Annotated in this window: 23 protein-coding genes; 4 read left to right on the forward strand and 19 right to left on the reverse strand. The window is 36.3% G+C overall.

The window, feature by feature from the left end; translation table 11 throughout:
* Positions 1-282 precede the first annotated feature (282 nt).
* The 9 genes from BKP45_RS00455 to BKP45_RS00490 form a co-directional block, all read right to left on the reverse strand.
* Positions 283-1,293, reverse strand: coding sequence for a DUF3231 family protein (locus BKP45_RS00455; protein ID WP_071387908.1), 1,011 nt, complete (start codon positions 1,291-1,293; stop codon positions 283-285).
* 460 nt (positions 1,294-1,753) lie between these two features.
* Entirely contained in the window at positions 1,754-2,329 is a 576-nt protein-coding gene (locus BKP45_RS00460) for a hypothetical protein (RefSeq protein WP_071387909.1), read from the reverse strand.
* Positions 2,330-2,351: 22 nt separating this feature from the next.
* Entirely contained in the window at positions 2,352-2,483 is a 132-nt protein-coding gene (locus tag BKP45_RS23195) for a hypothetical protein (protein ID WP_281243108.1), read from the reverse strand.
* 240 nt (positions 2,484-2,723) lie between these two features.
* Positions 2,724-3,206: a hypothetical protein gene (locus BKP45_RS00465; protein WP_169824036.1), complete on the reverse strand. Its 483-nt coding sequence runs from the start codon at positions 3,204-3,206 to the stop codon at positions 2,724-2,726.
* Between the two features lie 65 nt (positions 3,207-3,271).
* Positions 3,272-3,877 (reverse strand): hypothetical protein, encoded by a 606-nt coding sequence (locus tag BKP45_RS00470; RefSeq protein ID WP_071387911.1) that lies wholly within the window; start codon positions 3,875-3,877, stop codon positions 3,272-3,274.
* A 22-nt stretch (positions 3,878-3,899) separates the two neighbouring features.
* On the reverse strand, positions 3,900-5,054 hold the full coding sequence (locus BKP45_RS00475) for an ABC transporter permease (protein ID WP_071387912.1): 1,155 nt from the start codon (positions 5,052-5,054) through the stop codon (positions 3,900-3,902).
* Positions 5,047-5,925 carry an ABC transporter ATP-binding protein gene (locus BKP45_RS00480; RefSeq protein ID WP_071387913.1) on the reverse strand — a complete coding sequence of 293 codons (879 nt, stop codon included), beginning with the start codon at positions 5,923-5,925 and terminating at the stop codon, positions 5,047-5,049. The genes BKP45_RS00475 and BKP45_RS00480 overlap by 8 nt, the downstream gene beginning before the upstream one ends.
* Complete coding sequence (locus BKP45_RS00485) at positions 5,909-6,748, reverse strand: hypothetical protein (RefSeq protein ID WP_071387914.1); 840 nt, start codon at positions 6,746-6,748, stop codon at positions 5,909-5,911. Before BKP45_RS00485 ends, BKP45_RS00480 begins: the two co-directional genes overlap by 17 nt.
* Positions 6,708-7,292, reverse strand: coding sequence for an RNA polymerase sigma factor (locus tag BKP45_RS00490; protein ID WP_071387915.1), 585 nt, complete (start codon positions 7,290-7,292; stop codon positions 6,708-6,710). Before BKP45_RS00490 ends, BKP45_RS00485 begins: the two co-directional genes overlap by 41 nt.
* A 527-nt stretch (positions 7,293-7,819) precedes the next feature.
* Between BKP45_RS00490 and BKP45_RS21330 the strand changes: the two genes are divergently transcribed.
* Both BKP45_RS21330 and BKP45_RS00495 read left to right on the forward strand, forming a co-directional pair.
* Positions 7,820-7,906: a hypothetical protein gene (locus BKP45_RS21330; protein ID WP_407639576.1), complete on the forward strand. Its 87-nt coding sequence runs from the start codon at positions 7,820-7,822 to the stop codon at positions 7,904-7,906.
* A gap of 204 nt (positions 7,907-8,110) precedes the next feature.
* Positions 8,111-8,617, forward strand: coding sequence for a hypothetical protein (locus BKP45_RS00495; RefSeq protein ID WP_071387916.1), 507 nt, complete (start codon positions 8,111-8,113; stop codon positions 8,615-8,617).
* 30 nt (positions 8,618-8,647) lie between these two features.
* Here the strand turns inward: BKP45_RS00495 and BKP45_RS00500 are convergent, their stop codons facing one another.
* The 4 genes from BKP45_RS00500 to BKP45_RS00510 all read right to left on the reverse strand — a co-directional run bounded on the left by BKP45_RS00500 (position 8,648) and on the right by BKP45_RS00510 (position 11,503).
* On the reverse strand, positions 8,648-8,968 hold the full coding sequence (locus BKP45_RS00500) for a recombinase family protein (protein ID WP_071387917.1): 321 nt from the start codon (positions 8,966-8,968) through the stop codon (positions 8,648-8,650).
* Positions 8,931-9,098, reverse strand: coding sequence for a recombinase family protein (locus BKP45_RS23465; RefSeq protein ID WP_211272937.1), 168 nt, complete (start codon positions 9,096-9,098; stop codon positions 8,931-8,933). Before BKP45_RS23465 ends, BKP45_RS00500 begins: the two co-directional genes overlap by 38 nt.
* Before the next feature lie 148 nt (positions 9,099-9,246).
* Positions 9,247-10,629, reverse strand: a complete 1,383-nt coding sequence (rlmD, locus tag BKP45_RS00505) for a 23S rRNA (uracil(1939)-C(5))-methyltransferase RlmD (RefSeq protein WP_139193706.1) — start codon at positions 10,627-10,629, stop codon at positions 9,247-9,249.
* Between the two features lies 1 nt (position 10,630).
* Complete coding sequence (locus BKP45_RS00510) at positions 10,631-11,503, reverse strand: DNA-3-methyladenine glycosylase family protein (protein ID WP_071387919.1); 873 nt, start codon at positions 11,501-11,503, stop codon at positions 10,631-10,633.
* Between the two features lie 110 nt (positions 11,504-11,613).
* Here BKP45_RS00510 and BKP45_RS00515 point away from each other — a divergent pair, with 110 nt between their 5' ends.
* A complete protein-coding gene (locus tag BKP45_RS00515; RefSeq protein ID WP_322788156.1) occupies positions 11,614-12,000 on the forward strand; it encodes a GAF domain-containing protein in 387 nt (128 codons plus the stop codon).
* A 76-nt stretch (positions 12,001-12,076) separates the two neighbouring features.
* Here the strand turns inward: BKP45_RS00515 and pdaA are convergent, their stop codons facing one another.
* From pdaA to BKP45_RS00540, 5 genes are all read right to left on the reverse strand, one after another.
* On the reverse strand, positions 12,077-12,865 hold the full coding sequence (gene pdaA, locus BKP45_RS00520) for a delta-lactam-biosynthetic de-N-acetylase (RefSeq protein WP_071387920.1): 789 nt from the start codon (positions 12,863-12,865) through the stop codon (positions 12,077-12,079).
* Between the two features lie 597 nt (positions 12,866-13,462).
* Complete coding sequence (locus BKP45_RS00525; protein ID WP_071387921.1) at positions 13,463-15,436, reverse strand: methyl-accepting chemotaxis protein; 1,974 nt, start codon at positions 15,434-15,436, stop codon at positions 13,463-13,465.
* Positions 15,437-15,575: 139 nt separating this feature from the next.
* Positions 15,576-17,090: a fumarate hydratase gene (locus tag BKP45_RS00530; protein ID WP_407639577.1), complete on the reverse strand. Its 1,515-nt coding sequence runs from the start codon at positions 17,088-17,090 to the stop codon at positions 15,576-15,578.
* A 254-nt stretch (positions 17,091-17,344) separates the two neighbouring features.
* Positions 17,345-17,983 carry a histidine phosphatase family protein gene (locus tag BKP45_RS00535; RefSeq protein WP_071387923.1) on the reverse strand — a complete coding sequence of 213 codons (639 nt, stop codon included), beginning with the start codon at positions 17,981-17,983 and terminating at the stop codon, positions 17,345-17,347.
* 145 nt (positions 17,984-18,128) lie between these two features.
* The gene (locus BKP45_RS00540; RefSeq protein WP_071387924.1) at positions 18,129-18,317 is read right to left on the reverse strand and encodes an SE1561 family protein; all 189 of its coding nucleotides are present in this window, start codon (positions 18,315-18,317) and stop codon (positions 18,129-18,131) included.
* Between the two features lie 233 nt (positions 18,318-18,550).
* On the opposite strand from BKP45_RS00540, the gene yfkAB reads away from it, so the two are divergent.
* Positions 18,551-19,660, forward strand: a complete 1,110-nt coding sequence (gene yfkAB / locus BKP45_RS00545) for a radical SAM/CxCxxxxC motif protein YfkAB (RefSeq protein ID WP_071388993.1) — start codon at positions 18,551-18,553, stop codon at positions 19,658-19,660.
* A gap of 180 nt (positions 19,661-19,840) precedes the next feature.
* On the opposite strand, the gene BKP45_RS00550 is transcribed toward yfkAB, so the two are convergent.
* Complete coding sequence (locus BKP45_RS00550) at positions 19,841-20,644, reverse strand: YfkD famly protein (protein WP_071387925.1); 804 nt, start codon at positions 20,642-20,644, stop codon at positions 19,841-19,843.
* Positions 20,645-20,722 lie beyond the last annotated feature (78 nt).

Consider the following 20,722-nt stretch of genomic DNA (forward strand, 5'->3'; position numbering starts at 1 on the left):
GCTCATTTAACTTAGCAACTGGATTTTTTGAAATCCCCCCCTCCTCATGAGGCACCTGAACCATGATTTTATAAATCTAACTCTATGGTAAAGACTTGCTGGTTTGAGCTTCTCACCATCATCACTTAAATAATGTTTTAAATTCTCCGTAGTAATCTCTTTGACTTGAACATCTCCGAGGTAGCGATAATAAGGTGGATTGAAGTTGATACTCCATGGCATTGTTTCAACTTGTTTTCCTTTGTTCATACATTCCCTTTTTACAAATAACGTGTTTTATTGTTATTTCTTTGATTTGATCAAATGATTTCGGTCTTCCATCTGAGGTGGCTCTTCCATCCAATGATGTTTCACCATTAGCTGACCTCCTTTATTGGCAAACTGATATACATCTTGGGAAAGTAAAGTTAATTTTAAAGGTAGATCGCTTCGCAAACTAAGGGCTATACCTAGTGCATTACTAGTTAATTGAAAGCCAGCTAGTGTGGTTGAGCAGTACATCATTAATTTATCTGAAAAAGGAGGTTCAGTTGAATCTGTTGGTCTTCCAGCCCATGTACTTGGAGATTGAATATCACTTTGCTGTAGTAAACTCCCTAAGTCAGAAACAATCTTTTTGGTAAGTTCTTTCCCTTTCATAAAATGGTCCCTAACATCATTTTCCTTAGCTACTTGTGCAAAGCCTGTCAATAGATGTGTTTCTATTATGTGACCCTCTATAGATTGATAAATGTGAGCAACTTCCACTGTATTTAAAGGTCGTTTATCTCCAAATAGCTTTATACCTTTCATAAAATTTTTTTCCCCAACAAATTCTCCTTCTTTAGGCATCGTAACATATGGGGAACGTGCTAAAACTCCTTTTTCCAAAAGATATTCTGTACAAGCATCAAAGATCTCTTGAGAACTCGTTGATGACCGTTTAAAAAAATCCCTTATGTCTTTTCTATACGTCATATCTAAGTGCAATGCATTTAGTCCTGAGCTTAGTTTCATCATAAGACGTAGAAACAAAATAGCAAACATGTTATCAAACAAGGGTTTTGCATCCTTATGGACATCTTTTTCATTAAAACCTGATGGAACAATAGCCCCTTCATCCTTGAATATATCTTCTATTTCAACCACAAATTTATTGTTTTCTTTGCAGTAGTTTATCATGATTTTTTTAGCAGCTCTATCTTCACTTTTTTCTATAAAATACTCCATCATATTAATCATCATTGTTTTTCTTTGGTATGTCGTCCATAGTACTCCTAATTCACTTGATGTAATTGGGATTGAATTTTTCATATCTTATATACTCCCCCTGATATCTAAAGTATCTTTTTTAATTTTTGCTAAAATCAGGTGTTTTATACTCGTAAGCGTAACATAACCACTACCTGTTAATGAGATGGGGTCTACTTCTACTGCGTGTTGTAAATATTTTTGTATAAATATTATATCTTCCCTAACTGACGATGATATAACTGCACCATTAGCTGCAATCCCGACTTTCCCTATGTTCCTAAATAAAATAAAGAGGGTTTTATCTAACTCTGCATTTCTTAATTTCCATAAACAGATCTTTGCTGCGCAGTATTAGTCTACGCTTTAAAGAATGACTATTTTCTTATTTTATAATTACCGCTTGGTAAGCATAGTAACTACTGCATCACATGTATGTATAAACATTAAAACCTATAAAACTGTTATTGGGTAATGATTCTCCAAAAAAATCAATAAACAAACTGCCAAAACCTTTTCAATCTTATGAAAATTTATTACCAGTAATTCTTCTGATTAGTTTACAAAAATCGGCCCAGTCGTCCGGATACTTGTTTTCACCGTACTTTTTAATGTTTCGACCATTTCTAATAGTCTCCACGCTCCAGCTTGTACCATCAAGTACACCCGGTTCTTTATATTCCCTTTTCCAATTGAGAAGGTTGATTACCTTCAGCTCATCAAGGATTCTTTTAACAGTAGCTTCGTTAGCAGTCTTATACTCCATATCCACCACTTCTCCTCTATCCCAATAGTGCCAAGTTATTCTACCCGTAGTTAAATCAACTTCAACACTATAAGAACCACCGAAGTATCCACTCACTGAAGCTTTAAGTCCCTTAATTCTTTCATAAGCCGCTTCAATAGCCTGTTCTTTATTCCATTCATTCTCGCAATCATTACAATAGTATTCCGTCCCACCAACTATAACGCAGCATCCGCCAAGCCTAATTTTCCCTGCTTCTGCTTGTTCAATAGCCTCATGGGTTGGCATACCATATAAGATTTTAAGAGTGTTTTTTGATGCACATCTTGGACACTGCTTATAGTTAATGGCCATAAATACTCCCTACTTCCTTAATCTATATTAAAGATTTTAATCGGTAAATTTTTTCTTTTAATTCTTCAATCCCATACGGCTTATCGCCAATTTTTGAGTGAAGTGCTAAATGGCAGTTTGGACAAAGCGAACGTATGTCATTTATTGGCTTCACCTCATACTCCTACTTATTTTTGAAGTAGAAAGACAAGCAAGAAAAGTAGTATCTTTTAAATTCTGTTTTAACCTCATTATAAATCTTATATATTACAACTACTACATGACTATATTAAATATTCTTCTGTTTAATATCATTTAGGATTAATTAATCCATACTGTTATTCGAGCATCCTTTCCACAATGTTAAATAACCAAGAAACCCCATCTACTAGAGTTCCTTGGTTTTCAGAGTAACCTAACTACTAACCTGCTGTTTTCTGAACAGCTGATATATAAGAAAAACCAACACACCAGATACTATCGCAAATACAGTGAATATGAGAGTTGGATACAGCAGAGGAATTCCAAATACGTTGTAGGCTCTAAAATACGTAAACATACTGGAAACCTGCATTAACTCTGTATAGCTAAAATTAGCTACATATCCCAGTATCCCACGTGTTACTCCAAGCTGCTGGAGTAGAACTGGCACAGCCATTACAACTCCACTGATAAAAAAGGCTAGCATCGTATTTTTCGTAAGAAACGAAAGAAGTGATACAAGAATTCCTGCTGCTATACAAGCTAACAACTGCAGACCTAAAATTATCAAGAAAAACTGCCATACCTCGAAGCTATACGGGGATCTGTCGTAGCTTATGAAGGAAAAGGAGTCCAATCCAGAGGATATACCTTGTATTGGTGCATCCCAACCTGCTGCACCACCAAACTTCCACATTTTTAGAATGCTATTCACCAATTGAAGAGACAGGAAAACCGTAACAATATAGGTTAATACAGCCATTATTTTGCAGTAACAAGCTTTCTTTTTCCATGTTTCGTAGCTAATATTAAATCTGTCGTTCGCTTGGAATATTCCTCTGCAAACACAGGTGTTATGCCAATAAATATCAAAGCAGACAGCAAAAGCACAGAAGTCACTGGCTCTATTAATTCGAACATTCCACGCCATGAGCGAATTAGGTAAAATCCGTGAGTCTCTCCTAACTCCAGTAACATATCCCGTTCCTTCAAAGCTTCTCTGTATTCATACGTTCCATTCGCGAATTCCACCAGATGCCCCTCACGCATTTGAACCCGCTCACTCTGTTCTTCTTTTTGCATCGAGGCACTTACTACGTGAAACTGCACATAATCTGTTGCCCTAGACTCAAACGTATTATTCGAGACCGTACCTGCATCAGAAGCATGCATAGTCTCCTTCGCAAGGGAGACCTTCTCCTCCGTTACAGGGCCACCCCATGTTTCTTCAAGCTCCTCAAAAAGTTCTTCCTTCATCGTCATATCCAATGGTAGCGAATTGACATAGACTAGTAAAAGAACAATGATTGCAAAAACAAAATAAATACTCTTTTTCGTAAAAATCTTATAGCATTCCTGTTTATACACCGTTCCATCCTCCTTCCCTGTTTCAGTTCATAATTTGCTGATTTTTATACATGCGAAAAATAAGTAGAACATTCACAGCAGCAACCAACAGGAAGATGGACAGAAGCAAATATGGGTACAATACAGGCTGCCCAAAGACATCGAACGCAACGAACTGGTCAAATAATCCCTTTACTCTCATGAGTTCCGCATAGCTAAACTGAATAATATATTGAATGAACTGTTGCTCTAAGCCCAACTGTCGTAACATAAATGGCGTTCCAATAATTGCTCCACTCACAAAGAACGTCAGCATCGCATTTCGTGTGATGATTGACAAGAATAAAACCAGTAGTCCAATCACTAAGGATGCAAAAAATTGGATACCAAGCGCAACTCCGTAATATTGCCAAATCGTTAGTCCAAATGGCGATTGAATAAATAAATATAAATTTTGAAGCGACACAGTTCCATCCACAAACGCTCCAAACTTGCTCCACTCTAGCACGACATTAATGATATGTAACACGACAAATAACGATGCGATGTAGGTAAAAGAAGCCAAAATTTTAGCAGTAGCTACTTTTCCTTTTCCATGTTTCGTGCTAACGATTAAAGGAGCTGTCTTATGGCTATGCTCATCAGCAAAAACCGGAGACAGACCTAACACGATTAGTACTGTTAAGATGATAAATCCCAGTGTATTTACAAAATCTACGGTACTACTCCACACCGTCGTGTTATAAAAACCAAAAGGCTGGTCTAACTTCTGAATCATCCGGAGTTCTTTTGCGACAATTTCCGCTTCATAAGCTGACCCTGAAGAGCTCATGGCCTTCTCTAGTAAATTCTCTTTCCGAGCTTCAAACGAATCGATGTACCCACCTGTCCAAACAACAGAGGAATAAACGTAACTAGAAGCCCGGTCCGCCATGCTATGAGGGAATGCCCCTTCAAAATCACCAGATTCTTCCACTTCTTGATACATCTGTTCCTCTAGTTCGCTTCTTTTTTTGTTTGCCAATTGGATTTCTTCTGTGGTCAGTGGTCCTCTCCATTCCTCATACAGTGCCTGGTACTCTTCCGTTTGGATGATATCATTAGAGCCGCCAGGCAGCAGTATGAAGAGGACGAATAGGAGGAATGCGAAATAAATGCTTTTTCTCGTAAAAATCTTATAGCATTCATGCTTATACAACGCCTTCGACCTCCCTCTCGAAGAAATATAAATACACATCTTCTAAGGTTGGAGACACTGCAACGGCATTCGTCATCGGCTTCTCGTCGCTGACAATCCGCACCTCGATTCCTTTTTCTCCGCGCTGAATATTCCCTACTTTATGGCTCCTTTGCAGCTTGGACAATTCTTCCTGTCCTACTCTCCCCTTCCAAACCTTCCCTTTCACACTTTCTAGCAGTCTCTCAATCTTGCTACGTTGAATCAACTCCCCTTGGCGCATGAGAAGGACTTCCTTTGCAATGTACTCAATATCCGAGACGATGTGGGTGGACAATAGCACGATTCGGTCACCTGCAATTTCTGAAAGTAAATTTCGAAACCGCACTCGTTCCTGTGGGTCTAATCCGGCTGTAGGCTCATCGACAATAAGAATTTTTGGATCATTTAGGAGGGCCTGTGCAATTCCCAGTCTTCGCTTCATTCCCCCTGAATACGTTCCGAGCTTCCGTTTCCGCTCCTTCTGCAAGTTTACTAACTCTAGAACTTCCTCTACTCGCGCTACCGCTTCCTTTTTATCTAATCCTTTCAAGCTAGCAAAGTAAGATAGAAATCGAACCGCAGTGAAATTTTTATAAAGGCCAAACTCTTGAGGAAGATAGCCCAGGATATCCCGGTAATTGTCTCCCATTAAGGAGATGTCTTTCCCATTTAAAAGGATTCTGCCAGATGAGGGCTTCAAAATATCCGCCAGCATCCTCATGAGCGTCGTTTTCCCAGCTCCATTTGGACCAAGGAGGGCATATACGCCCTCCGTCAGTTCTGCAGAAAACCTCGTAACTGCTTTTTTATCTTTAAACTCTTTTGAAATATTTTCAATAGTTAACCTCAAAGCGAGCTCCTCCTTCATATATTGCATAGTTCTTGATTAATTGCCTTACCTGAAGCCCTATCAACAGGATTCCAAGTCCTAGAAAAACAAGGTGTAAAACAAGACTGGCGTTTAGAAATGCCGCCACCCAATGATTGTTCGATAGCACCAGTACAGTTAACACGAGCCATAACGTAAGGAAGGTTGTCACAAATACTTGCCCCTTAAATTTCATGCTCAGCCATAGGGCGATGGCCACGAAAAAGGTAAATGGTGTGAACCACTTAAGAAGCATCTCCACTAGTGGTCTTCCTGTTACTGAAGAGATACTTAGCGTTAGTACCGTATTTAAGGTGACATTATATACCCCTATTAAGAATAGACGAGATAGTATAATTTCGTGTGCAGAAAACTTACAAGAAAGCTCCATCTCAAGCAGTCCATGCTCCCTTCCTTTAAACACCTCTAATAGTCCAAAGATAAATGGCAGTGGCGCTAGAAAAACGACGGTTAACAACGGATCATTATTCGGCTGATTCGCAATGAAATAGCCTAGGAGAAACAGAATTGTACTAGCAATCCAATACGTTTTGCTCACTAACGTAATTTCCGTTCCTGCCCGTTTGATTATCACAACAAGTCTTTCCATAACACTTGGAGATTGTCTTTTGCGATCCGGTACATATTGACGTAGTGTCTCTATCGTGGCATCTATTTTGTGTTCATCTGGGAATTTCACAAGGTAATAGGATAATTCTTCTTCAAGCGCTTCATATTCTTTTTCGTCAAATATATCATCCAACTCATCGAAGTCTGTTTTGTTGGTTTGGTTGACTCTGTTCATCCTCATCCCCTCCTTTTAATAGAAGTTTTAATTTATCGATACCTTGCTTGAGCCTGGATTTCACGGTAGATTCCTTTGCTTCCGTCAACTCTGCAATTTGCCTTATTTTTAGGTCCTGGTAAAACTTTAATATAATTGCTTCACGTTGATAGTCTGGCAACTGGTTCACCGCTTCCTTCACTTTGACGCTATCTAGCTTTTTACTCAGCAAATCCTCTACATTCTCTCGATCATCCTTCAACTGGTTATCTACCTCGTTTAATTCATCCTTGTATCTATAAGCACTGCTTCGGTAATAATCTCGGCAGTGGTTCACCGCAATTTTTAGAAGCCAATGCTGAAATTTACCTTGTCCATTGTAGCTTGCAATTGACTTCACCATTTTGATAAAAATCTCTTGGGTCATATCGTAAGCTAAATGATAATCCCCTACCTTCCGATATGTATAGGCAAATATATTTCTATAGTGTTTTTTAACTAGCACTTCCATCGCAGCTTGACTTCCGCTCTTTATTTCTTCTACTAATGATTCATCTGATTGCATGTTTCTCACCACCTCTACTAATATTAACGAAATTAGTTTCAAAAGGATTTAAAAAATAAATTTTTTTTTAAAGCTGGCATTATGATAGGTGCAAAAGTATTTTCAGTACTCTCCCATTCTATTTCCTAGGGAGAAATTCCTTACTACAGTAGGAAACTATCTTAGAAAGTAGAAATTAACTAAACAAGGAGAACTGAGTTTCGTATAGAAAATTCGTTAATAAAAGGATATATAAAGGGAAATACGATGGAAAAGAATATCACCGACAAAAAGTTACAAAGCACATGAAGCCTAAGGACTATAAGCCAGTAGCAACTTAGGCTTGGAGCTATTTCAAGCCTCTTTATTTCCTCGGTTTCACCTAGATCGGACGTCGCTTCTTTATTATTTAGCAAATTTACATTCAATTTCTGTCCCATCCAGTTAAGCTACAATCACGTTGTTTTCTTTAAACACTGTCATCTTTTTAACTAATGTAAAAAATAGGTTTGTCTTTTATTGATAAAAGAAACAGCTTTGCTACTCATATGTTAAACAATGGTGCACCCCTTGAAGTGATCCAAAGTTTAGTGGGGCATGAAAATAGTGAAACCACCCACTCTATGCATAATTGAGTGGAAAATTGAGGCGTGAATTGTATAGTAAATATTTTTAAAAGGAGAACGTTTCCCTTCTCAGTTCCCACTTTTTTGTAAATTATTATGTTATTATGGAATTGTAATTCACAAAATATAAGATCGTTAATATGAAAGTTTGTGAACTTTTTCACTTAAAGTAATGGGCAGAAGAGTTGAAGATGAAGATAGGAGAGGTAATACTTGAAATACTTTTTATATGACTTACATTTAGCTCAAAATATGGATAATATCAGTGAAGAAGAATTTAACCACAATGATAGACTATGGTTACAAAATGTTACTGAGTATCAAGAAATATTCAAGACTTTATCTAACCGATTACCCCACGATGTTTTTGAACATTTTAACTCCTGGGGATTTCACGACTACCGTTTAATAAAGATGGAAATGGAACATGAAAGTCTTCTTGATTTAAGTGTACATTTCACGATTTCAAGTGATGTTGAAAATGTAGAAAATGAGAAGTTATGGATATTGAGTTTTCAAAATGTTTCTTTTTATGATTACCATCACTATAATTATGATAATCAGAAAAGTGTTTTTCACAGAGAGATAGATGATTGGTTATATCAAGAATTTCTGCCGATTGACCAATCAAAAATATCATTTGAAGTGCTATTTTCATCAGGCGGAAATGTGTTATTACACTTCCCAGCCAAATCAGTAACAATTAAAAGGGTAAAATAAACCCTTTGTCCTTATTCATTAACGGGGGCTTTAGCTGTTGCATCTCCATACTATCCGCCTAAACCTTTCATCATTAGAATTCCAAACCTTTCTCCCATAGGCGCCCCCACAATCGCTACATATCACTTTACTTGCAAAGGGGTTATCATCCATTCCATAGTCCACTCTTTTAAATCCGTGTTTTTCTGCAAAAGATTTTTTCCTTTCCATTTCAAGCTGCACCGCTTCCCACATATCTTTATCAACAATGGCTGGGTGGTTGTCTTCAACATAGTAACGTGGAATTTGTCCGGTGTTGGCTACTCGTTTTTTGTTAATAATCGACTGTGTAGGCCTTTTGCAAAAGGGCATCGCCTTTGTATTTTTCGTTTTTCAACATATTCCTGATACTGCCTTCATACCATTTTGTTTTCCCGTTCCAGTTTGGAACTCCCTCTGCTTCAAGTTCCCTTGCAATTCGATTTGGTCCTTTTCCATTCAATTAGTCAGTGAAAATTACTTATCCGCTTTTTCGCAGCTGCGATACCTATTGAAGTTGCCAAATGTGTTTTACCATTATGAAAAGCTCTCCATAATGGTAATACACACTTCGATTTTCACCTAAAATCCATTAAACCTATTGCCAACAGCTATTTTAACTCTATCAACGCGACTGTCTCAACATGCGCCGTATGCGGAAACATATCAACTGGCTGCAGGTATTCTAACTTAAACCCTGCCTTTAGTAATTGATCGACATCTTTAGCTAACGTAGATGGATTACAAGAAACGTAGACAATTCGTTTTGGTTTTACTTTGATCATTGCTTCAAGGAGCTTGCGATCGCATCCTGTTCGTGGTGGGTCGACAACAAACACGTCAGGACGCCAACCTTGTTTTAACCACTTTGGAAGAATTTCTTCTGCTTTTCCAACTTCATAATGCGCGTGTGTAAAGCCTTGTTTTTCCGCATTACGTCTTGCATCCTCAATGGATTCTGGGATTACATCCATACCTCGTAATTCTTTTGCATGAGGGGCGAGCCATAGTCCGATTGTTCCTACACCGCAATAGGCATCGACGATTTTTTCTTTTCCAGTTAACTCTGCTGCTTTCTTTACCTCATCATATAACTTTACTGTTTGGATCGGATTTAGTTGGAAGAAAGCCCGCGCTGATAGTTCAAAGTTTAAATCACCTAATGCTTCTTGGATAACTTCTTCACCATGTAGATGAACAGTTTCTTCACCAAAAATAAGTGACGTTTTTCTCCCATTAATGTTTTGTAAGACAGATTTCACTTCTGGTAATCGACGTTTAATTTCTTCGATCACAAGTTGTTTACGTGGTAAATCTTTCGTTGCAGTTATTAAAACAAGTTGAACATCCCCTGTACTAAATCCAACTCTCGTAACAATTGTACGAACAATACCTTTTCGTTTTCTCTCTTCATAAATCGGAATATTTAAGTCTTGCAGAATACCTTTTACTGTTTGCGTTACTTTGTTCGTCGCAGGATGTTGTACTATACATTCGGAAATATCGATTAACTGATGGGAATTTATTCCGTATAATCCTGCAATGACTTCTTCTTTCTTTTTTCCTACTTGAAGCTGGCTTTTATTTCGATAATTCCAAGGATCTTCCATTCCAATCGTTTCTCTCAATGGAAGCTGATCACCTTGTAGCTTCGCATGACGCTCAAAGGCTTGTCTAACAATATCTTGTTTTTCTCTTAGTTGCGCCTTGTAATCTAGATGTTGGAGTTGGCACCCCCCACATTTTTCATAAATCGGGCAAGGTGGTTTAATTCGCTCCTTAGATGGTTTGCGAATTTTTTTAATTTTTGCTTCTGAAAATTTCTCCTTCACGTCTGTCACGGTCACGACGACTTCCTCGTTTGGCAATGCTCCTGGCACAAAGACCACTTGCCGTTTAAAGTAGCCGACACCTTCTCCGTTAATACCGAGCCTTTTTATTGTTAATGGAAATTCTTGACCTTTTTTTATTTGTACTTTCTGATTTTTCATCATTTCAACTCCGTGCTTTTTGATTTCCTAAGCTTTCCCACAAATAAAGGGATGCATAGCTTTTGTACGGGGACCATTGTTCACTCATCGTTAATAACTCTTCAACCGTCGGCTTCTTCTCTAATTCGAATAAATTTTTCACCGCATTTTGAATACCAATATCTTTTACAGGAAATAGATTTTTACGAGCCATCCCAAAAAGCAATATATTTTCTGCGGTCCAATAACCGATCCCTCTTATTTTTACCAGTTGTTCAATGGCTTCTTCATCCTTTAATAACTTTAACTCATCTAAATTTAGTTCGCCACTTGCAATAAGCTTCGATGTATCAATGACGTATTCTGCTTTACGTTGGCTAAATTGCAACTTTCGTAAATCTTCATAATCTAGATTACTAACTGTTTCTGGAGTTGGCGGAAACCAAACACCGTCCTGGTCTTTTCCAAAGCTTTTCACAAAACGTTCTGTTAATGTATGAGCAAAACTCAAATTTAATTGTTGATGAATAATCGTTTTCATCACACAATAATAGAGATCAAATTCACATAGTAAAGGGAGACCTGGATTAACACGAAAAAATTTTGCTAAATCGGTATGTAAAAAATGATTGGCTATTTCTTGTAGTGACTCTTCTAATTGGAAAATAGTTATGATTTTACGAATCCCTTCCTCTTCATATCCTGATGGTAACTGAATATGACAGTTAGGGTTTTCAATAGGTCCTGAAAATGCAACACTAGCAACAACATCTTTTCCATAAACATTAATGGGTACCATAACACCGTTCTTTTCTTTATCAATAACACGAATAGGATCATAGCTTAAACGTTCGATTACATGTAGGTAGTTGTATGGTCCTGTAATTTTCACATCCATATTTTCACACCTCTTCAAAATGATAAGGATGAATCCTTATTATAACAATAAACTTCCTAAACTTACTATCTCACAGTTTGAATAATCTTTGTTACAATGAGGAAAGTAAAATGATTAAGGGAGAGATTATTTTGTCGATTTCAACTGACGTAGCATCAATACAAATTATGGCAGAAGTATATAAAAAGAACAGCACACAATCTGTTTTTGAAAAAACAGTAAATAGCCTTGTTCAAGAAGTTCCATATATAGATTGGGTAGGTATTTATCTTATTACAGAAGGTCAAAACCTACAATTAGTTGAGTCATCTGATGACGCTGATGATTTAGGTTGGGACTATAATGGAGAATTAAAATTTTCGATTACAAATTCAATGAATCAGCAAATCGGTTTAATCGTTGTTCGAAGCAAACAAGCGATTGCGTTTGATGTAACAGATGTGACTACTTTAGAAACAATTGCTGATGCGATTGGTCAAATTTGCTATTCTAATTAATACGAAAGAGGCTCTTAATAAGGTTTGTTTCCCTTACGAAAAGAGCCTCTTTTTAGTTTAAGAAACAATAAACACCTTATATTTCTCGTAATTTTTTGTTAAGCATATATTCGTCTAAACTTTTAAATTCATACCCTTGTCTACGTAATTCATCAATGACATCATCTAGTGCTTCCGCATTATCACTAGAAATGGAGTGGATGAGCATCACTGCGCCAGGGTGAACACGCTTCATAATTTGGTCATAAGCATGTTTCCAACCTTTTTGATCCTCAACAATCCAATCTCTATAAGCCAACGACCAAAATACGTTAACATATCCTAACCTCTCTGATAGAGCTAATGTCCTTTCACTAAAAACACCTCGAGGCGGACGTAAATAAATCATATCGTTACGACCAGTAATCTCTTCGTATTTGGCTTTTACTTTTTCTAATTCCCTTTTTAACCTTGCATCATCAACTGCCACTAAACTTGGATGATGCCAAGAATGATTACCGACGATATGCCCTTCATCAACCATTCTTTTAATTAATTCTGGCTGATCTAGTAAATAATGACCTGTTACAAAAAAGGCTGCAGGTACATCTTTTTCCTTTAGAACATCAAGAATTTGTGGGGTATAGCCATTTTCATAACCATTATCAAACGTTATGTATACTTCCTTTTTATCGGTATCTCCAATATAAAAACCACCGTATTTATTTAGTAATTCTTCATAAATTACCTCAGTTGTCACAGGCTGGTTATCTGGCTTGGGGTTATAACTCCAATTGTATTCTTTGTTACTATATGCTTCAGTATTACTTTGGGGGAAAATCAAAGAAACGAAACAAATGACCAAGAAAAAGACAACTTTCCTCATGATATTCACCTCTCCTCTTTATTTCCCCTTAGTTTTTTCATTCTCAAAAAAAATATCCAATATTTAAAATCGAATTATTACTAGCACCTTACGTTACATTATAAATTTTTTTAAGCAAAAAGAACCTTAACTTAACCTAACAGATACAGTTTTGAGATGGGAAAAGTGAATTCACAAGATAAATAATGGAAAATTTTGCATTCAAATCCCATACAGGTTAACATTGTAATTAGCAAAACGCACAGACATAACATCTGTGCGTTTTTAACCTGTTTTCTTTTCTTATTGTACTAACGCTCTGTTAACGGACACAGGGGACCTTATTTTACCGATTTGATCAAATAATTCAAGCTATCGGACATGAGATACGTTATTTCATGAAAATCTGCTATATTTGGTGCTAAGTTAAGTAAATAACGAACCTGATGTCCGTTAACCCTTTTGAAATACCCCTTTGTTCACAAATAACGGCTCTCTTGTCCAATAGAGTTTAATATAATCAACATCGCTATTTCTATTGCTATTTGTTATTTTCTCTCCGAAAGCTAAACCCGTTAAGCTTAACCAAGGTCCCCTTTCTCTACTTATATTTTTGATCTAAAGCTTAAAAGTAGAAATAGACTCATTTAATTCTTGAGAAAGCTTCGTTAATTCTTCAATTGATTTGTTGATTTGTTCAATAGCATGAGTTTGCTCTTGGGTCGAAGCAGCAACCTCTTCGGTACCTGCCGCTGTTTCCTCAGAAATTGCCGAAATGCTTTCAATTTCTTGAGCACTATTTTCACTTTCACCCTTCACACTTTGCATTGATTTTGCGATTTCCATAAACTCTTCAGTAATTGCACGAATCATTTTAGAGATATCAGTAAATGCTTCTGTTGTTTTCGTTACACTTTCAGCTTGCTCTGTGATAATATTTCTCGTTTCTTCTGCTTCTTTAACGGTATTATTCGTAGCACTCAAAATATCATGAACAAGTGCCTGAATTTTTTCTGCAGAACGAGATGATTCTTCGGCTAATTTACGGACTTCATCAGCTACAACAGCAAAACCTTTACCATGTTCCCCTGCTCTTGCAGCCTCAATTGCTGCATTTAAAGCAAGTAAATTTGTTTGTTCACTTATTCCACCGATAACTTTGACAATATCGCCAATTTCGGCAGATTTTTTATTTAACGAAAAGATAGAATCTGCCATATTAGCGAACGCTAAACTACTATCATTCGTAATTTGTTCTTGATGACCAACAACCTTCATTCCTTCATTTGATGCTTGCTCGGTATTCATGGCGATTTCAAGAGACTTTTGATAATTTTCTTCAATTTTCTTTATGGATTGAACAATCTTATTAAATGACGTTGAACAATTTTGAATACTAGCAGCTTGCTCGTCACTTCCCTGTGCTACCTCATTCATAGCAGTAGCAATTTGACTTGTAACTGTATTAGCCTGCTTTGAAGACTCTAGAACTTGATCAGATGTTTTAGAAAGTTTGTCAGAGGCTGTCGCTACTTGTCCAATTAATACACTTAGTTTATCTTTCATTTCATCAAATGACTTAGCCAGGTTACCAATTTCATCTTGCCTATCTAACTTAATTTCATAAGTTAAATTTCCATTAGCTAGTTCTTTAGATGCTTCTGTTAGTTTTAATAACGGTTTTGTTAAAATGTTTGAAAACACAAGTGCGACAATTGATGAAATGACAACTATCCCACCCATAAGTAGAGCAAAAGTCACCATCATACTAGACACTGGGCGAAATGCTTCTTCATATGTCTGTCTTATAATAACTCCCCAACCAACAGTTGGAACGGATGTATAAGCAGAAAACATCGATTGTCCTTCAAACTCATAACTTGCATTACCCGTTTCTCCATTTACGGCCTTTTGCACAGGATTTAAATATGAAAGATCCATTTGTTCTTCTACGTATACAGTATTAGGGTGGGCAAGCAAATTACCGGAACGATCCGTGACAAAGGCAAAGCCTGTTTCACCTAGTACGATGTTATTACGCATTTCTTCAACAGATTGTAGATCAACGGTTGCTCCCATAATACCTACAAAGTTATTTCTGTTATCAAATATAGGTGTAGCGATCATAAATGCAGGTTTTCCAGTTGTTCTAGATATTGTTACATCACTGATTATAGTTTCTTTTGATTGAAAAACCGCTTGAATATAATCTCGATCAGATATATCTAGCAAGTTATCAAAACCATCTGAGCGAGCAATTTGCTGTCCATTCGTATTAGTTATAAATAAAAGAGCAAATTGTTCATTCTTTTGAAAAATCGCTTCTAAAACACTTACTTGATCTTCAGGATTTAAGTTTTTAACATCATCTAGGAGTGCAAGGGATTCTAGTAAAGTCACATTGTTCACAATATAATCATCAATACGTCCTGCAAGTGTTGAAGCCATTTCCCTCGTACTGTCTGTTAAATTTTTCTCAATTGTACTGCCTTGAATAGTTATAGCTACTATTCCTATAGCTCCTACTGAAAAAATTAATAAACCTAAAATTAAAAACAGAATTTTACCTTTTATCTTCAGCTTTTTAAACATTGTCTATCTCCTAATCTCTTGAAAGTAAATTCATCTTGTTGTTATAGGAATTCTCTAAATCCTTTTTAAAACAACTATAGTTTCTTAACGAAAAAAGACTCAAAATTAGCAACCCACTAATTTTGAGTCAACATAACTTTTACTTAAATACTTTTTCCTTAAATTGTGAAAGCTTTTCTAAAGACGTTTTATCTACATCTGCATGTAGACTATTTCCATGCGAATCCATTGTTACAATGGCTGCAAAGCCTTCTACTCGTAAATGCCACATCGCCTCTGGTATGCCGAACTCGAGAAGATCAACACCTTCAACTTTTTTAATACAGTCAGCGTAATATTGAGCAGCACCACCAATTGCATTTAAGTAAACACCACCATGTTCTTGTAAAGCCTTTAATGTCTTCGGACCCATGCCACCTTTACCAATTACTGCACGAATTCCGAATTTTTTCATAACATCCCCTTGATAAGGCTCTTCACGTATACTCGTTGTCGGCCCAGCCGCTTTTACGTGCCACTCCCCATTTTCATCCTTTAACATAACGGGACCACAGTGGTAGATTACTTGCCCGTTTAAGTCAATCGGAGCATCATGTTCCACTAAATGATGATGGATTGCATCGCGCCCTGTATGAATCGTCCCATTCAGAATGACCACGTCCCCAACCTTAAGGTCTCGAATTTGTTCTTCTGTTACCGGAGCTTGTAACACAACTTCGCGGCCTTTCTTTCCTTGAGTAGTCACCTCACTCTTATCTTGTGAGAAGTCTATTTTATCTCCATCCTTATATTGCCACTCTTTAATTTCACCAGTTGTAGAATCAAGCGTTACACCTAAACGGCGAAATGCCCAACAATTATAAGCGATAGATACAAAGAAACTTGCAGGCAATCGATTAAGAGCTCCAATTTTACAGCCAAGTAATGTTGCTTCACCACCAAAGCCCATAGTTCCTATACCTAATTGATTGGCATGCTCCATCACGTACTCCTCTAGCTTCCGTAGATTTTCGTTTACATTTACGTCATCAACCGAACGAAAAAGCTGCTCCTTAGCTAAAGAATAACTTGAAATTCGATCACCACCAATTCCTACACCAATAAAGCCTGCACTACAGCCTTGCCCTTGAGCTTGGTAAACAGAGTGAAGAATACATTTTCTAATTCCATCTAGGTCTCGCCCAGCTCTACCTAGTCCTTCAATTTCAGCCGGTAAACTATATTGAATATTTTTATTTTCACAGCCGCCACCTTTTAAAATAAGGCGAACGTCGATTTCATCTTTTTCCCACTGTTCAAAATGAATGATCGGTGTACCAGGACCTAAGTTATTTCCACTATTTTCCCCAGTAAGCGAATCTACTGAATTAGGACGAAGCTTCCCATTCTTTGTTGCTTTGTCAATCGCTTCATGGATTGCTTTCTTCATCTCAATCTGATTGGCTCCAACAGGAACCTTAATTTCAAAAGTTGGCATGCCTGTATCTTGACATATTGGAGATACATTATAATCGGCCATACTGATGTTTTTTGAAATTGTCCCGAGAGCTAATGCAGCTGTTGTTCCCGCATTTTCTTGCTCTTTTGCCTTTACAATTGCTCGTCTTACATCATTTGGTAGATTGGTAGATGTTTCAACAATAAGCGTGTACATGCTTTCTCTAAATTTTTTCAATTCCTTTTCCCCTTTCAATAGAAAACTAACTACCTTCATGTTTTAGGTGAGCCTTATTACACTACTTTTCACTAATGAACGGTTCCTTAAAGCTTTTATCAACCATTAAATATTATATAACGCAACAGTTATGATTTGTTAAAAAAATTCCAAAATGATACGTAAGCGATACTTTTTTTGTAAAACCCAAAAATAAGTGGACATACCTTAAACTTTTGTCCACTTATTTTCTATTAATATAAAATACTCTCATTTGGCACGTTCCCACTTACTAAGTGAGCATCGTTATTAATATAATGAAAGATTGGTTTGTTACTATCAGTAAATTCTATTTTCGAAACACCAGTATTGCCAATTATAAACGGACGATGTATATCATTCCAGTTCTCACCAAACATTAAATACATTAAGAAAATACTAATGAATCCCCCATGTGATACTAGAACGACTTTATCTCCTCTATGGCCTAATAATAGTTGTTCTACAACATACTTACATCGACTAGTGATTTCTTCAACAGTTTCGGTTCCTTCTATTCCCGTTGTTAGTATAGATGGTATATCTTTCAATTCAGGGAACTGTAGTTGTAGTTCTTTTCTTGTTTTACCTTCAAGTGGTCCTAAACCAACTTCTCTTATTTTCTCCCACTTTTTAACCTCAATAGGATGGTGATGACTTATTGATTGAGCTGTATCAAAAGCACGTATTAAATCACTGGAATAAATATAGTCCATAGCTTTAGAAGCAAAAAATTGTCCCAATAACTCCGCTTGTTTATACCCAAGGTCAGATAATGGAAATTCTTTACACCCTTGTAGTATTCCACTTTCATTAGCAACAGACTGACCATGCCTTATTAAATATAAAATCAATAGTTACCTCTCCCTTTTTATTTTCTATAACTAATTTATACACTTCTTATGCGCTCTAACAAATATAATCAAATTAAAAAACTGTGTACCCAACGGCACATCAGCTTTTCATTTTATGTTTAAGATTAACATAATCATAACATTATTATGGTTTTAATTCATTTCTAAATTTTTTACATTTATTCTCTATCTCATCTAACATTTCAATAATCCGATCGATTTCCTCTACTCCAGTTTCTTCTGGATCCATAGAATCTAACATCGTCATTAAGAGCTCCATTTTTCCATATAAAAAATTAAGTTGTTCCTTTTGATCGTAAATTGATTTGCTCAAATTATAACTACCCCTTTCATTTCTTTACATATGTAGTATATATTTTTTTGAATTGAAAACAAAGGTTTCTAATTGTATTATTTTAAAATTGTTATACTTTAAAATTGTTCCCTAAAAACAGTTTTTAAAGCGTTTATAGTATGATATTTTTATTTAACCTACTTATTTAACTTAATTATGTTGTAAAATGTTAAAATAGAATAGTTATAGAAAGGGAGTTTTCGGTGGAAAAGATGAAAACTATAACAACTTCCTACGATCCGTGGGAAGCTTATTTAGAAATTGAAGAGTTTAACGAATTACGCTTAACGAATATTGAATTTACAACAACAACATTATGTAACATGCGTTGTGAACATTGTGCGGTCGGCTATACATTACAAACAAAGGATCCTGATCCCCTTCCATTAGATTTATTAATTCAGCGTCTTGAAGAGATTCCACACTTACGTTCTTTAAGTATTACGGGCGGTGAACCCATGCTCTCAAATAAGTCCGTCGATAATTATGTTGTGCCTCTCCTGAAATATGCTCATGAAAGAGGGGTAAGAACACAAATCAACTCTAATTTAACATTGGAATTAAGTCGTTACGAAAAAATTATTTCTTATCTAGATGTCCTTCATATATCTCATAATTATAGTAGTGTAGACGATTTCGTAGAGACCGGTTTTGCGATGATGGAAAAAAAACCATCCTATGAACAGCGAGCTCAGTATTTTACGCGTATGATTGAAAATACTAAAGCTTTATCAAAAGAAGGGGTTCTGGTCTCCGCTGAAACGATGATAAATAAGCGTACTTTACCTCATCTAGAAAGTATTCATAATCAAATCATCGAAATGGGCTGTAAGCGTCACGAGATTCATCCGATGTACCCCAGTGATTTTGCTAGTACTTTAGAGGTAGCGACTACCGAAGAACTTAAAAACGGTATACGTCGCCTTTTAGCGTACCGTAATAAAGATGTTTGGATGTTATTTGGTACTTTACCATTTTACGCTTGTAGTTCAAACAAAGATGACTTAGCACTATTAGAACAGCTTTATAACGCAGAGAACGTGACCGTTCGTAACGATCCTGATGGTCGTACTCGACTTAATATTAATATTTTCAATGGTGATATTATCGTTACTGACTTTGGTGATATCCCTTCGCTAGGTAATATAACAAATACTTCCTTGCAAAATGCATATGAAGGGTGGATAAAAACAGATTTTGCAAAAAGTATCTCTTGTCACTGTAAAGAAGTTCAATGTTTAGGTCCTAATCCACTTGTAAAAGATACGTATTACAAAGACATTGATTTTACTAAACAAAAATCTAAAATTGTTCTAAGATAAACAATAAAATGAGTTATCGAATCCTCTGCATATGAGATGAGGGCAGCTTTCTAGCAGACAAGGCGTTTAGAGTTAGATATCTATACTTCCTCGCCTTTTTAGGAAATGCAGAAGCAGAATAAGAATACCTTTCTCACCTTACCAAATGACCTGACTCAAAATTGAGCCAGGTCATTTACATTATCTTGGTTGATTAGCTGAATAAAACTTTAATGCAATGTGATCTTGAACAGGTATCCATGCCCCAATTCCTTGTTGCGTCACATTTTTTACTTCAATTCGTTTTTTTCCACCTTTAATAATTAAATAAACTTCACCGTAAGTTACTTTACCTTTCTCGCTAGCTGCTGGCACATAGGCTGATAAATAACCCACTTGTTTTACAGGAATGTTATAAATTTGTTCCTTCTTTGTCCCGTGGCCGATAACCGTCGATAACGCTAAAGGTAGTCCTGTATTTTCCGCAGCTTTGATCATCATCATTTTTTGTACTTCATCACTGTTAGGTATTTGTGCCGTTAAGCCACCTGTTACCTTTTTTTGTTGCTCTTGACTATAATGAATTTTCTTTGCAGCATTTGAACCACGATTATCATGATAGTTCGTATTCACTTTTTGATATTCCCAATTAACACTAGTTTCATTAGACTCATACGCGAGTGGCCATTGCCCTAAGTAAATGGATGCATTAAGCGTAAGAGCCAGCTTATTACCTTTTATAGAAGATTCATTTAAAATTTTTATCAACTCTGGATTTTCAATTAATACGGTTGATGTATCCAGTAATTCTTGAGCCATTTCACTTGGATGTAATTGAGGTAGGTCTTGAGTTGGATTAGGATACGTATTTTCTTTGGAAATATTTAATACGTAGTTAGGGATACTAACTCCTTCTTGGTCTTCGTTTTCCCCTTCTGCCAAAGCTGAAAATGGCTGAGCTAATAATATACTAAAAACAGTAATTATCATTAATAATTTTCTCATAAATTATCCTCCTAAAATAAACAGTAAATTCATTTACCGTTATTTTCTTCGAAGGTATAAAATTTTATCCATTCTTTT

This window comes from Anaerobacillus alkalidiazotrophicus, from assembly GCF_001866055.1.